At 42.2% G+C, this 14,695-nt stretch carries 16 protein-coding genes; all 16 read right to left on the bottom strand.

The genetic code is table 11. The features are described from left to right. A complete protein-coding gene (locus I6L31_RS07125) occupies window positions 1-924 on the bottom strand; it encodes an LpxL/LpxP family acyltransferase (RefSeq protein ID WP_005002293.1) in 924 nt (307 codons plus the stop codon). A gap of 2 nt (window positions 925-926) precedes the next feature. Further along, window positions 927-1,664, bottom strand: coding sequence for a glycosyltransferase family 2 protein (locus tag I6L31_RS07130; RefSeq protein ID WP_005002286.1), 738 nt, complete (start codon window positions 1,662-1,664; stop codon window positions 927-929). After that, window positions 1,664-3,340, bottom strand: coding sequence for an AMP-binding protein (locus tag I6L31_RS07135; RefSeq protein ID WP_005002284.1), 1,677 nt, complete (start codon window positions 3,338-3,340; stop codon window positions 1,664-1,666). The genes I6L31_RS07130 and I6L31_RS07135 overlap by 1 nt, the downstream gene beginning before the upstream one ends. Beyond that, window positions 3,321-3,884 carry a COG4648 family protein gene (locus tag I6L31_RS07140; RefSeq protein WP_005002282.1) on the bottom strand — a complete coding sequence of 188 codons (564 nt, stop codon included), beginning with the start codon at window positions 3,882-3,884 and terminating at the stop codon, window positions 3,321-3,323. Before I6L31_RS07140 ends, I6L31_RS07135 begins: the two co-directional genes overlap by 20 nt. Further along, window positions 3,884-4,129 carry an acyl carrier protein gene (locus I6L31_RS07145; RefSeq protein WP_004992699.1) on the bottom strand — a complete coding sequence of 82 codons (246 nt, stop codon included), beginning with the start codon at window positions 4,127-4,129 and terminating at the stop codon, window positions 3,884-3,886. Before I6L31_RS07145 ends, I6L31_RS07140 begins: the two co-directional genes overlap by 1 nt. A gap of 9 nt (window positions 4,130-4,138) precedes the next feature. After that, a complete protein-coding gene (locus I6L31_RS07150) occupies window positions 4,139-4,399 on the bottom strand; it encodes a phosphopantetheine-binding protein (protein ID WP_004992697.1) in 261 nt (86 codons plus the stop codon). After that, window positions 4,396-5,193 carry a lysophospholipid acyltransferase family protein gene (locus tag I6L31_RS07155; protein ID WP_005002279.1) on the bottom strand — a complete coding sequence of 266 codons (798 nt, stop codon included), beginning with the start codon at window positions 5,191-5,193 and terminating at the stop codon, window positions 4,396-4,398. Before I6L31_RS07155 ends, I6L31_RS07150 begins: the two co-directional genes overlap by 4 nt. Then, on the bottom strand, window positions 5,187-5,798 hold the full coding sequence (locus I6L31_RS07160) for a beta-ketoacyl synthase chain length factor (protein ID WP_035271824.1): 612 nt from the start codon (window positions 5,796-5,798) through the stop codon (window positions 5,187-5,189). The genes I6L31_RS07155 and I6L31_RS07160 overlap by 7 nt, the downstream gene beginning before the upstream one ends. A 164-nt stretch (window positions 5,799-5,962) precedes the next feature. Further along, window positions 5,963-7,372: a ribosome biogenesis GTPase Der gene (der, locus tag I6L31_RS07165; RefSeq protein WP_004992690.1), complete on the bottom strand. Its 1,410-nt coding sequence runs from the start codon at window positions 7,370-7,372 to the stop codon at window positions 5,963-5,965. Window positions 7,373-7,550: 178 nt separating this feature from the next. Continuing rightward, window positions 7,551-8,699, bottom strand: coding sequence for an outer membrane protein assembly factor BamB (gene bamB, locus I6L31_RS07170; RefSeq protein ID WP_005002275.1), 1,149 nt, complete (start codon window positions 8,697-8,699; stop codon window positions 7,551-7,553). Next, entirely contained in the window at window positions 8,699-9,400 is a 702-nt protein-coding gene (locus I6L31_RS07175; RefSeq protein WP_005002273.1) for a YfgM family protein, read from the bottom strand. The genes bamB and I6L31_RS07175 overlap by 1 nt, the downstream gene beginning before the upstream one ends. Before the next feature lie 29 nt (window positions 9,401-9,429). After that, complete coding sequence (gene hisS / locus I6L31_RS07180) at window positions 9,430-10,722, bottom strand: histidine--tRNA ligase (RefSeq protein WP_005002271.1); 1,293 nt, start codon at window positions 10,720-10,722, stop codon at window positions 9,430-9,432. A 3-nt stretch (window positions 10,723-10,725) separates the two neighbouring features. Beyond that, entirely contained in the window at window positions 10,726-11,844 is a 1,119-nt protein-coding gene (gene ispG / locus I6L31_RS07185) for a flavodoxin-dependent (E)-4-hydroxy-3-methylbut-2-enyl-diphosphate synthase (protein ID WP_004992682.1), read from the bottom strand. Between the two features lie 24 nt (window positions 11,845-11,868). After that, window positions 11,869-12,651, bottom strand: a complete 783-nt coding sequence (locus I6L31_RS07190) for a helix-turn-helix domain-containing protein (RefSeq protein ID WP_005002266.1) — start codon at window positions 12,649-12,651, stop codon at window positions 11,869-11,871. Beyond that, a complete protein-coding gene (pilW, locus tag I6L31_RS07195; protein ID WP_005002263.1) occupies window positions 12,642-13,394 on the bottom strand; it encodes a type IV pilus biogenesis/stability protein PilW in 753 nt (250 codons plus the stop codon). The genes I6L31_RS07190 and pilW overlap by 10 nt, the downstream gene beginning before the upstream one ends. Before the next feature lie 67 nt (window positions 13,395-13,461). Further along, window positions 13,462-14,688, bottom strand: coding sequence for a 23S rRNA (adenine(2503)-C(2))-methyltransferase RlmN (rlmN, locus tag I6L31_RS07200; RefSeq protein ID WP_004992674.1), 1,227 nt, complete (start codon window positions 14,686-14,688; stop codon window positions 13,462-13,464). Window positions 14,689-14,695 lie beyond the last annotated feature (7 nt).

The following is a 14,695-nucleotide window of genomic DNA, read 5'->3' on the forward strand; positions in this document are numbered from 1 at the left end:
TTACTTCGTCCAAAAATGATAAAAATTAAACCATTGATACGGTGCGCGTAAGCAATGCTGCTCAAGCAAAGCCACATATTGTCGCGTCACCGTCTGCATGGCTTGCATACGGGTCTTTCGTGGTAAATCGATGACATCTGCAATTTTATGGATATGCACTTCAAAATGTTGCTGCTGTCGATAACAAAACACTGCCAAAACAGGCACTTTGAGTAAACTTGCCAGTATCCACGCACCCTGTGGCCATAGTGCATCTTTACCAAGAAACTCAATATGTTGAACGCGATCAGATTGCACAGGCGCACGATCTGCCGCGACAATCACCCATTCACCTTGTTGCATTTTTTCTTCTAATAAAATGGCTGTTTCTAGTCCCAATTCATCGACAGAAATCAGATTCACGTCAGCTTGATCGTTGAGTTTTTTCAGAAAAGCATTAAATTGTGTGGCGTGTTTTTGATAGACCAATACATTGATTTTCTGAGAATGTTGAGATTTAACAGCACGTAACAGTTCAATATTGCCAAAATGCGATACGACTAATAATGCACCTTTCTGGTACGCCTGTTGAAAATGCTGATGACCAAACAACTGTAACTGTTGTTCAGGGATATTCCCAAGCCAACCTTCCATTTTATCTAAGATACTGATTCCGAACTGGATAAAATGCTGATAGCTATTTGCCCAAGACGGTAAAGCCGAAAATGGAGAATGACCACCTGCGAATACATGTAATTGACGCAAATAATCAAGTGACGCCTGCCGTGCAGAAACTGCAAACAGCCAATACCACAGAATAATAAAGTACAATACGACCTTACATAACCAACGCCCACCCAAACGATAAAAATAGAGCACTAGCGTGAGCAGCCCCAGTCCACCTCGCTCTTTACGATCGCTCCAGTTAGAAGATTGGCGCTGCATGTTTAGCCTTGTATTTTTTGTTTAATGAGTTTGGGCAAACGCCATAGCATGCCCGCAAATAAGCGCGCATGTGCCTGACTCATTCCCAGATTATCGCGCCAGACATCAAAATGAGAAATCCCATGTTCAGGATAAATCACAGGCGTTGGGACATTTATAAATTTGGCATTTTCCCACTTTAGACGGACTAAAATTTCACTGTCGAAGCCCATACGTGGTTGGAACTTTGCTTGTTTTAAAATTTTTAATGTTGGTGCTAAAGGATAGATCCGGAAACCACACATGCTGTCTTTAATATCGAAAGACAAACTATTAATCCAAACCCAGACATGCGTGACATATCGCCCATACAAGCGTTTTTTGGGGACGGATAAATCAAATACAGGTTGACCAATCACCACTGCATCAGGATGCTGCTGCGATAACTGCAAAAACTGATCAATATCTGTCCATTGATGTTGTCCATCCGCATCTATCTGCAAAGCATGGCTGAGTCCCATTTGCCCCGCATAATTCAACCCCGTGATGACCGCCTGACCTTTACCTTGATTATGATCATGCTCAATCAAGTGAAGGTGCGCATAAGCCTGATCCAATGCTTTCAATCGCATGGTACATTCATCATGACTACCATCATTCACCACAATTATAGGTAAATGATACTGGCTTAGAGCTGCCATTAATTCATCAAGATAATGCGGATGATTAAACACAGGAATAACAAAACCATAAGTTTGCATCAAACTGTCTCCTCATCCGAATCTTTCAATGCAAATAACAAACGCCCTGATGCCAAAGTTTGCTGTACACCAGATAGCTCAAAACTGACTTTATGCTGTTTGCGCGTCAGTTTTAACTCAATAACATGATAAGGCTGGATTAAATGTTGAAATTTAAGTTGTTCATAACCATTGCACCAGTCTAAATCCCCCCAGATTTGTCTGGCAAATGTCTGGATAAATCCAATCTGCCCCACACCGGGGTAGATCGGATGATTGGGGAAATGCCCTTTAAAACACAGCAGTTCGGGCGTAAATTCCAGTTTCAGTTGATGGCATTCATTTACTTGCAAACGCGACAAAATCACAGGTTGCAGCATTGGCTCAAACAAACTTTTTAAATAATGTTTATCCAATTTTGACTGCGTGTTTTGTGGAAGCTCTGTCAAAAATCGCCATAAACGGGGAATTGCGATATTTTCCAAGCCATCACTTAATTGTTGTTTTATCTCAGATACAAATGCGTGTTTACCTATGCATTGTAACTGTTGACGTGCGGCATCGTGCAAAACCACAATACATGCCAAAAACTGACGCTGTTCCTGCTCGACCAATAAAGCATGACATTGTTTTACCGCTGGTAATGTTTTAATCGTTTGTTCAATCGCATCCAAACTCAGACGTTTTTCTTCCAGCTTGATCAAACGATCGGCACGACCCAGTAATTTAAATCCAGTTTTTGGGTTATTGGCATTTTCCCATTCTGCCAGATCCCCAGTTTCAATCCAGTCAGAACAAAAGGCGTGTTCAGTTTGTACATTTAAAAGCTGTTGCTGGATGTTAATATTCACATCTGCAAAGGCTTGCCATGCACTTTCATCTTCAGTTCGATAGGCAATTCCACCCGTCTCCGAACTTCCTAAAATCTCAGTAATCGTATAATTGAATAAGGGTCGAACACCATTTTCCAATTTTCCGCCAGAAGAAAATACCGCCTGACTATCTACAAGTTTTAGATTTAACGTCCAACGTTTGAGTAAAGCTGGACTAGAAATCACATAGTTTTGCAGTCCAAATTCAGCAAACTGCTTTTGGATCGCAATCACATCTTCTGGAAAAGCCAGTTGCGGACTATAAAAACTTCGCCCTGTAAATAATGGCCAGAGCAGTTTAAACAATAAACCATAAATATGCTGATGACTGACCGTCGCCAATGCAAGGACTTGTTCAGTTAGGCAAAATGTCTGATCGAGCCCCTGCACTTCCTTAAACAACTGCGCTAAGGTGCGTTCAATCCGTTTCGGTTCGCCGGTTGAACCAGAAGTGTAAAAATCGATCTGCGCTTGTTCAAGAAAATTCTGACTAAAATCAAGTACAAAATTCGAGTTTATTTCAGTAAATGTCTGACGTGATAAAAAATAAATATGTTGTGAAGCTAAATTTTGTTCAAGCTGTGCCACCCGATGTGGAGGCAACACAATCCTTTTCTTTGCTTGAAGTGCTGCAAACAATAACACCAGAAACTCATAGCTGTCTTGATGCCAAAGCGCCCAGATGCATTCAGGTCGCAAAGAAAGTAATTGCGCCTGCTGTGATACATCTTGCCAAAATGCAGCAAAAGAAATTTGCTGTTGGTCAACGGTAATCGCTAAAGTCTGTTGTGACTGAATAAATGGATTAAAGGAATTGTTCATCATTATTGTTCAAACGCTGATGGCGTTTTCTTAAAATAAATTCACCAAGTAAAAGAATGCCCATGAGGACATAAGAAATAAAGCCGTTATATAACACCCAAATCTGGGTCGGTGCATAAACAATCGTACACCAAGCCATAGCGGCATTGAATAGAAAAAAACCACACCAGACCATGGTGACTTTTCGCGTCCATTGCACGCCAGACTCAGGTAAATCGGGCTGCATGATACGTGCGAAACGCTCAATCATGGAAGGTGGTCGCCATAAGGTCGATGCAAATATACCCAAAGCGCCTAGACTCATCAGAACTGGATAAAATTTAAGCCATGCATGATCATTCAACATCACGCTTAAACCACCACATAAAATGGCAAACATAGAAAGTGGCCATAATAATGCATTGGATTTAAACACAAGGCGTGACATCCCCACCATCACCAACAATATACTGACGGCAAAAAAATGACCGTTGGATAAACTCCAACCCACAATAAAAGGATAAGCAATGAAAAAAATCGCTGTTATCCATTTCAAAAAGTGATTCATTAAGCGGTCATATTCTGAATAACAGTCACAACATCGTGTACTGTTCTGACATTTTTAAAGTCCTCAGGTTTGACCTGCTTCCCTGTCAACTCTTTAATTTTGACGATTAAATCCACTGCATCAATACTATCAACATCCAGATCCGAATATAGATTGGATTCTAATTGGATTGTTTCAGGCTCAATTTCAAATAAATCCTGCATCCATTCACGTAAGGTCGAAAGAATGTGTTCCTGACTTAACATAGCTACCTCTTATACTTCTTGTTGAGCTTCAACCAAAGTCACTAGACTTTGAATTGAGCGAAAATGCTGTTTGGTCTCATCCGATTCAGCATTTAAATGAATGTTGTAACGTTTTTTGAGGGCAAGCCCTAATTCCAAAGCGTCTATTGAATCTAGCCCTAGCCCCTCTCCAAATAATGGCGCCTGATCATCAATATCCTGAACGGTGATGTCTTCAAGTGCTAAAACATCAATAATCATTTGTTTTAATTCGTTGGCCAAATTGCTCATTTAGATAACTCTTGCTTAAAAAATTGCTGTAAATACTGATTGAGGGCACGGACATTTTTAGGACTGACCGTCAAATCAGAAAGTACCTCTGAAATATGAATGGCATCCAAAATTTTAATCTCAATATGAAAGGGCTTCGCAGGAATGTGATACCACTTTTCATTTTTGGTTAACGTCGTGGGTGTGCAACGAATCAACACAGGTCGAATCGGTACATCGGCACGAATTGCAATATTGGCAGCGCCACGCTGAAACTCATTAATCTGTTCATCTTTTTGTGTCCTCGTTCCCTCAGGAAAAATGATGAGCGATGGCGCATTATCTTGCTGTAAGCTTGTCACGCAATCATGGATAAATTGATTAGATCCTGCATTTAAAACGTAACCTGCGCTGCGCACAGGACCTCGTGTAAATGGATTTGACCAGAGCGACTGCTTTACTACGCAATTGGCTTGTTGCATGAGTCCAATGAGGATCACCACATCGATCAAAGTCGGATGATTGGCAATCACTAATTCTTGTCGGCTTTGCTGTAATTTTTCCAGACCTTCCACCGAATAAGTCATGATGCCCAACTTGACCATCATTTCGGTAAAGCCTTTAAAACTGGTACGAATCACCTGTTGAGCACGTTGTCGACGAGTCGCCTGATCCTGTGCAGTTAAATTTACCAAAGGTGCAACCACAGTCGCGATTGCCACGCCCCCAATACCAAAACTGGCAAAACTGAAACCGGTTGCTGCAACACGCCAAATATAATTGATCTTATTGTTTAATAATGCCCGATTTAACATTTTTGCCATCCTAGCCATGCTGTTTGCTGCTGATCTTGCCAGAAGGAATAAAAACTGAGCGCATCAATATCCTGAGTCTGCTCAACTGCGTTCAATTCGACATTGGCATGTTCCAAGCTCAGTAAAGTCGATAGTGTAAATGGCTCAAAAGGTTGTCGATCCTGATAAATTTCAGGTAATGGCGCGTCATAATAAACCACTAAAACGGTTTTAATCTGAGGCTGAGTTTTTAAAATCGCATAGGCTTCGATCATTGCTTCTGACCAACCGCAACTTAAACTGGTCGAAATAGTCTCGTCTTTACACAAAATAGAATAAAGACCCGCAATGGCATTATGAACCGAAGTTGAAAACTGTGTAGGTGATGGCGTTTGATGGGTTAATACATCTTGTAAAATACCCAATGTTTTGGCCTCATCGCCATACTGAGAAGCCCATACAATATAATCAGCAGATTGCTGCGCCAGAGTTTGCATGGCGGCATTTATCGCCAATTTTGCCAAAGGCGAAAGTCGTCTGCGCTGCATTGCAGGCAAAGACTCCAATGCTGTACAGTCATGTTGTGTACAACACAGTCGAAGCGCAGAAAGATGAAATCTGATCATGCTGAATGCGAGCCCATGGCAAAGGTGTTAGAAATTGGTGCAAAATTATAGCACCAGTCTTCAAATTAACAAAAAATTACATTTTAACTGAAATAACAAAAAGATGCAGTGTCTTTAAATGCAAAAACCCCGAAATGGGATCGGGGTTTTTTATTATGCACAATTTAACGCTTAAATTTTTTCTCAGCTTTCTTAAATTTTTGAATATAACGACGTTTACGCGCAGCGACGCGTTCATCGATTTGCGATTTACGTCCTTCAAATGGATTTTCTGAGGTCTTAAAGTCAATTCGTACAGGCGTGCCTTCAAGCTTATAGACTTTACGAAACACATTTTCCAGATAACGACGATAATCCGCTGGGGTTTTATCGACTTTATTACCGTGAATGACAATTGTCGGAGGATTTTGTCCACCCATATGCGCATAACGCATTTTAATACGCTTACCGCTAATCATCGGCGGTTGATGCGCATCTGTTGCATCATTTAAAATTTGAGTTAATTTCGCAGGTGAAACTTTTAAATGCGAAGAATCATAAGCACGGTGAATCGATGGATATAACTCACCTACGCCTGTGCCATGCAAGGCAGAAATCAGATGTACTTTTGCCCACGGAATAAAATCAAAACGACGATCAACATCCAGTTTACATTGCTTGCGATCGTACTCGGTCATGTTGTCCCATTTATTAATGGCAACCACCATGGCACGACCCGCTTCAAGCGCATAGCCAATCAGATGTAGATCTTGCTCAACCACACCTTCACGAGCATCCAAAACCACAACAATCACATGCGCATCTTTAATCGCCTGTAGTGTCTTTACGATTGAAAATTTTTCAATCATTTCATCCACTTTACCTTTACGGCGCACCCCTGCGGTATCGATCAAGGTATATTGGCGACCATCACGCTCATAAGGGATATAAATCGAATCACGTGTCGTTCCAGGCTCATCAAATGCCACAACACGTTCTTCGCCTAACAAACGGTTGACGAGTGTTGATTTACCGACATTTGGACGACCAATAATCGCGAGTCTTAGTCCTGTATTTTTGTCATGTTCTTCTGGATTTTCATCTTCAGGAACATCTTCAAGCACATCTTCAAGCATCTGCGCCACACCGCGACCATGGCTGGCTGCAACATGGATCGGTTCACCAAAGCCTAGTTTATAAAACTCGACTACGGCTGCTTCAGCGTGTACACCATCCACTTTATTGGCAACTAAATAAATTTTCTTACCCAGACTGCGTATTTCACGGGCAATTTGTTCATCTGAAGCAAGTAAGCCTGCACGAGCGTCCACCACAAAAATAATAATGTCAGCTTCATTGATGGCAGTTTTTGACTGTTCCGCCATGTAAGCATCGATCCCCGCTTCGCTTTCGCCAATACCGCCTGTATCTACCACAATAAAGGATTTATTCTGGTAAACGGCATCACCATATTTACGGTCACGCGTAAGCCCCGCAAAATCGGCAACAAGTGCATCACGACTCTTGGTAATCTGGTTAAATAGCGTTGATTTTCCGACGTTGGGACGACCAATGAGCGCAATAACGGGTTTCATAAAGTAACCTACATTCAAGATCAGCCATTTGGCATGAACAAGGAAATAATAAGGAAGATTTTAGGTCATAGACCTGAATAAAAAACAACGGGGCTTTGAATATTATATACTCAAACACCCCGACGAATTTGAAGCAAAGAATTCGCGAATGACTAGTTTAACACAAGCCCGTCTAAAATTAACGGTTTTGCCAAACAGTAAATTCACCTTTGCGTGTGGAAACATAAAGCTGGTTATCCACTACACGTAAAGTTCTCACTTCACCACTGGTTTTGGAACGACCCACAAGTTGTCCATTGTTTGGATCAATCAGGTGCAAATAACCATCTAAATCACCGACCACCAGATCAGAACCTAATACCACTGGGTTACTCAACTGACGGTGCATCAAAGCATCACTTTCCCACGCTTTTTCGCCTGTGGTCAGGTTATAAGCCACAAGTTTACCATCAGTTTGTGCTACGAATACTTTGTCGTTACTGACCTCAGCACGTTTATTGCTGCTAGCGTCTTCACTCCAAACCACTTGCTGTGCAGCGACATCAATTACAGTGATTTGTCCCTGATAACTGGTCGTGACCAAAAACTGCCCCACGACTACTGGATCACCATCGATATCAATCAGACGTTGTACGTCTGAGCGACCTTCACTGACTGCAACGCGACGCTGGAAGCGTGGTACACCACTGATCACATCAATGCCGTATACATAAGCATTGGCCGATGCCACGATCACGGTATGATCATCCAGCATCACTGGAGAAGGCTGTCCACGCAAGCTAAATTGTACATTTGGCATTTTATACGCCCAAAGCTGCTGTCCAGTCTGTAAATCGTGCGCAAAGACTGTACCGTCATTGGCAATGGTCACTGCACGTCCATCTTTGATTAAAGATGGACTCAGCAAAGCACCACTTAACTGTGCCTGCCATTTTTTTTGACCTGTACTTTCATCCAGTGCAAACAACTCACCTTTGGCACTACCCACTAAGACCACGCCTTCTTTGGCTTCGACGCCTGAAGTCAATCCGTGTTTATTGACACGAGTTTCCCATAGACGTTGTTTACCACGATAGGCAGCAACTTCGCCTTTTGGATCGACAATAAAATTCACACCATTATCAGAGTCAAGCTGTAAACGTAGTGGATCGGCTTTGTCTGTTGAAGAAACGCTTTGTGAAAAAACGGGAACCAGTGTTTTGGCCTGTGCTAATTTTGGCAAAGGATTTGGTTTCGGTTCTTCTACTTTAAGTTTATTCGTGGAGCAACCAACTAAAGCTGCTGCAACCAAAGCAAGCGCAAACGGGAGTGTAAATTTTCTATCCATTAAGACTTATCCACCTGTGTGTCTATAATCGGGCGTTCAATCTCAGGATCATCTACTAAAACGCCAACACTTTCGAGTTTAATTTGTAAAATTTGGCGCTCTTGCTTGCGCTTTGCCAAATCATCCCACGCACTTTGATAGGCTTTTTTCGCAGAAGCAATATCTTTCTTCGCGACATAAATGTCACCACGCGCTTCTTCAGCCGTGGCCTTAAATGCAGGATCTGCGACCAATGCCAATGTTTTTAAGGCATCGTCATATTTATTTTGTGCAAGTTGGGCATATGCCAAACGAAGTTTAACCAGTTGCAATAGACCATCATCATTAAGTTTTGAGTTTTCAACTTTCTTCAATGACTTTTCTGCTGCGGCATAATCGGCTTTGTCATACGCCACTTTTGCCAACATCAGTTCAGTTTGAATGGCTTGTACTGAATCTGGCGCATCTTTGGTAATTTTATCTGCTGAGGCATATAAGTTACTAAGTGCATCTGGATTTGATTCAGCGCCTTGTGCCTGATCCATAAGTTGTTGCACTTTTGCAGTACGCACCTGATTTTCAGCCAGTGTTTTTTTCTGCCAATATTGCCATCCAAAAAAGGCGATGAGCGCAATCAAAATACCGCTAATGATGGCAGAGCCATATTTTTTACCGAACGACTTTAGATTATCCAGTTGTTCTTCTTCAGTTAACGCACTCATCTACGTTCCTTTCCTTTCAGCTTTTTCGCTTATTTTGCCAATTTTTCAGTTAAAAATGAAACCAGTTGTTCGATCGCGACAGTGGATTGTTCAGCGGTTGCCAACTCTTTTATGGTCAACTCACCCGCATTCCATTCACGCTCACCCAAAATCATGGCATAGACAGCGCCAGACTGATCGGCTTTTTTCATCTGGCTTTTCATGCTGCCCTGTGAACCAGTTTTGATACGTAGTGAACTATTGCTTGTTTCAAGCTGATCACGTAATTGTTCTGCCAAAATCAGTGCACGACCCTGATAAGCAGGTTCAGCCACTAAAAACACATCACAATCACGGACGACCTGCGCTTGTTCAATTTGCTCAAGAAGCAGCAATAAACGCTCCATTCCCATTGCAAAACCAACAGCAGGAACAGATTGATCCGCTTTCCCTTTCAACTGCCCCACCAAACCATCATAACGTCCACCTGCACAAACGGTGCCCTGTGAACCCAATGCTGTAGTCGTCCACTCAAAAACAGTTTTGTTGTAATAATCCAGACCACGTACCAGCTTTTGGTTGATCACAAAAGAAATACCTGCATCCGTTAAATACTGTTGCAGTTGTTTAAAGTGATTCATGCTGTCTTCTTGAATGAAGTCATGCAATTTCGGCGCATTTTCTAAAATCTTCTGAGTCGATTCAATTTTTGAATCTAAAATTCGCAGAGGATTAGTCGTTAAACGGCGCTGTGAATCTTCATCCAAAGCATCTTTATGCTGAGTCAAAAACTCAACCAAAGCTGCACGATATTCTGCCCGTTCGTCTATTTCGCCTAAAGTATTCAGTTCAAGCTGGACTTTATCCGCCATTCCTAGACGTTTCCATAAACGCGCAGTCAGTAAAATCACTTCAGCATCAATATCAGGGCTTGCCACACCAAAGGTTTCCACACCAAACTGATGGAATTGACGATAACGCCCTTTTTGTGGTTTTTCATAACGGAACATCGGCCCAAGATACCAGACACGTGGTGTAGCCCCACGTAATAAATTATGCTCTAGCAACGCACGAACACAACCAGCCGTACCTTCAGGACGTAAAGTTAATGAGTCTGGCGGCGTTCCCTTGTCAAAAAAGGTATACATTTCTTTTTCAACAATATCCGTCGCATCACCAATCGCACGTTTAAATAAACCTGTTTGCTCAACAATTGGTAACCGAATTTGTTGATAGCCATAAGTATCCATTAACGATGCCAGATGTTGTTCTAAACGTCTCCATGCAGCCGTTTGGCTCGGAAGAATATCGTTAAAACCCTTGATTGCAACAATTGAACTCATGACTTACTCAAAACTTGTACGAATAATTTCTTTAGATTTTGCTTCTTCAATCGCTTTTACACGATCACGCACCATTGATTCGATTTCCTCAACCAGTTGATCGGTATCAATTAAATGGCTTTTTTCACCATTACGATAGACCAATGAACGAGGAGATGCCCCAACAACTCCAATATCAGCTTCTTTGGCCTCACCCGGCCCATTGACTTTACAGCCAATCACGGAAACATCCATGGGTGTACGTATATCTTCCAGACGTTCTTCTAGCATCTGCATCACTTTAATCACGTTAAATTCCTGACGTGAACAGCTTGGGCAAGCAATAAAGTTAATGCCGTTAGAACGTAATCCCAATGATTTTAAAATATCAAAGCCGATTTTAATTTCATCTTCAGGTTCTGCTGCCAGTGAAATACGCATGGTATCGCCAATGCCTTCCATCAGCAAACCACCCAATGCAATCGCAGACTTCACTGTACCTGTACGGTAAATCCCTGCCTCAGTCACCCCTAGATGTAATGGGTTATCAATCTGTTGGGATAATAAACGATAGGCATCCATGGTCAAAAATACGTTAGATGCTTTAACGCTGACTTTAAATTCGTGAAAATCCAGTCGATCTAAAATATCAATATGACGTAGTGCAGATTCAAGCAAAGCTTGACCTGTCGGTTCGCCATATTTTTTCTGCAAATCTTTTTCTAAAGAACCCGCATTGACCCCAATACGAATCGAAATGCCATGGTGACGCGCTGCTGCTACGACTTCACGTACTTTTTGATCAGAACCAATATTCCCAGGGTTAATCCGTAGACAATCTGCACCATAGTCTGCCACAGCCAGTGCAATTCTATGATCGAAGTGAATGTCAGCAACCAACGGAACCGTAACGCGCTTACGAATTGCTCCAAAAGCCTCCGCCGCTTCCATTGATGGAACAGACACGCGCATGATATCCGCGCCTGCATCAGCGCAACGTTGAATTTGCGCAACTGTCGCATCGACATCACAGGTTTCAGTATTGGTCATGCTTTGCACGCTAATCGGGGCATCACCACCGACATAGACTGAACCCACACGAATTTTTCGTGTTGGGCGACGCTTGATTGGATTTTCGATCATGGTTTCACTCTCATTTAATCTTCATTAACGAGATAAACGGAAATCTGCTTTTCCATTTACCGTATATGGAGACAATGAAATCGGTTCTTGGTTTAGACTTAATGACACAGCAGTTGCATCATCCAGACGAATTTGAAACGGTGATTGGCCATTTAAAGTTAAAGTTGATGCCTGACGACCAGTTGCCAATACTTTACCTGTCGAATCAACAATATGTATCGAAGTTGGACGATTAAAATTAAGCACCAACTCATCTCCAGAAGTTGCTGCTCCATTATTTAATGGCAAGACTTCAACATTGGAATTTTGCGGTGCGACCGTATTCGTTTTCTTGGCAGACCAATTTTGCAGCATCGTCACAATGACGCCAATTACAATCAGAGCTAAAATCAGGATCAGACTACGTTTTAACCACTTTCTATTACGATCACTTTTTGAACCTGGGAGTTTTCCCATGATTTTAATCGGCGAGTTGGTTAAAGCATGATTCGGTAATAAACCTGTATCGTTCGCATAAATTTCATCGAAGCGCTGAATAATCGCAGTTGCATCCGTCTTTAAGTATTTCGCATAAGAGCGATAATAGCCTTTGATAAATGCAGGTTCTGGCAAGCTTTTATAGTCATCTTGCTCTAAAGCGGTTAGGGTTTTAGGTGGCATATTTAAATCAGACGCCACTTCATTTAACTCAAGCTTCTGGGCAAGACGAATCTGACGTAAGTACTCACCTGGACGTTGAACATTTCCTAATGCTGAAGTAGGTGAACTTGAGCCAGTTGGCTGCTGTGAATTAGGATTTATTTCCATACGGCCTCAGTACTGTACTGTAATTGCAAATAACGTTTATATTCTGAACTATCGGGAAATAAAGCACGAAGTTGATTGATCAGTGCCTGCATTCCCATTCGATCACCATTGGCTCGTGCAACACGAATCCCCACCCAAAGCGCACGTGCACCCTGATTGGTTTGCCCCACTGTACGCACATATTGTTCATACATTTGAGTCGCCGCTGGCATTTGCTGTTGCAAATAAAAAATCTCTGACAACTCTAACATAGATACATAAGAGTCGCGGTTTGCCTGTAAAGCTTGTTTGAATGACTTTTCAGCATTCACACGATCGCCAAGCAATACGTAGATACGCCCCAGATTTTCAAGGGCACGATAACGCTGATCATACCCAAGTGTTGCCCCTGCAATCGTAAATTGTTCAATCGCGTCATTATAACGTTTCAATTGGTATAAGTACGTACCATAATTATTACGAGCTTGTGCATTGGTAGGTTCTTCCGAGATTGCACGTTTAAAATACGTGTCTGCTTTCTCGAGATTTGTTGCACTACCTTCTTGTTGTAAGAGTACACCCATCATCATATTGGCCATGGAGTCACGCGAGTTCACTTCCAAAGCCTGATCCAATGCGCGTTTAGCAGCATCCAGATCACCAGACTTGATATATTCAGCTGCAAGTTGTGTACGGACCTGCACCGCTTTTTTAGGGTCTTTGGTTGTTTTTTGAGATTGGCATCCCGTTAACAGCAACACCATTAAACATGCTGAAATCCAGACTGTGGAACGTGAAGTGAATCTACTCAACAACTCTACCCCCAATATATTATCCCTGTGAACGAATAATCTCTTGTCGCTCTGCGACTTTCTTTTTCCATTGTTCAGCACGACGGGTACGATCCGCGACATGTCCTACCAGTTGACCACATGCCGCATCAATATCATCGCCACGTGTCTGTCGAATCGTACACACAAATCCAGCATCAGACAAAGTTTTTTGAAAGGCAATAATCCGATTTCGGCTAGAACGACCATATGGCGCATGCGGAAATGGATTAAATGGAATCAAATTTATTTTACTTGGTAAATTTTTTAATAGTTTAATCATTTGTTGTGCATGTTCTGGGTGATCATTGACACCATCGAGCATCACATATTCAATCGTGACATGTTTACGCGTACTTTCATTGCCACCTTTGGCCAAATAACGCTGACAAGCAGCAATCAATTGCTCAAGTGGATATTTTTTATTGATTGGAACTAACTCATTACGCAACTCGTCGTTAGGTGCATGCAAAGAAATTGCGAGAGCGACATCAATATCCTGTGCCAGTTGATCAATCTTTGGAACCACGCCAGAGGTAGATAACGTTACACGGCGCTTAGACATCCCATAAGCAAAGTCATCTAGCATCAATTGCATCGAACTCAGGACTGCATCGTAATTTAACAATGGTTCACCCATGCCCATCATCACGACATTGGTCACAGAACGCTCACGCTCAGCTACAGGCACATCTTCCATATAAGACTGATTGGCGACCCAAAGCTGTCCAATAATTTCATCAGGATTTAAATCGCGTTGGAAACCTTGCTTACCCGTAGAACAAAATGAGCAATCCAATGCACAACCCACTTGGGATGAAATACACAATGTTTTACGGGATCCTGTCTTGTCTTCGGCAGGAATCAAAACAGTTTCAACCAGTGAACCTGCACCATCCCCGACACGGAACACCCATTTACGGGTTCCATCTTTGGAATAATGACGATGTACCACTTCAGGTGCTGTAATCTCACAGACCTGTTCAAGTTTGGCGCGCAATTTCCCTGAAATATTGGTCATTTCAGCAAAATCAGTGACAAAATACTGATGAATCCACTTCATCACTTGTCCTGCACGAAACTTTTTCTCTCCTAATTGTTCAAAAAATCCTTCTAATTCTGCGCGAGACATACCCAATAGATTAACTTTGGCACGGACAGCATTTTGCACCGCATCAGCAGGCTGTGCATGTTCTGTTGGTGCTGGGAGATCTATTACAGAAGCCATGAGATTA

Origin of the sequence: Acinetobacter septicus (assembly GCF_019355975.1) — a bacterium.
Classification (GTDB): domain Bacteria; phylum Pseudomonadota; class Gammaproteobacteria; order Pseudomonadales; family Moraxellaceae; genus Acinetobacter; species Acinetobacter ursingii.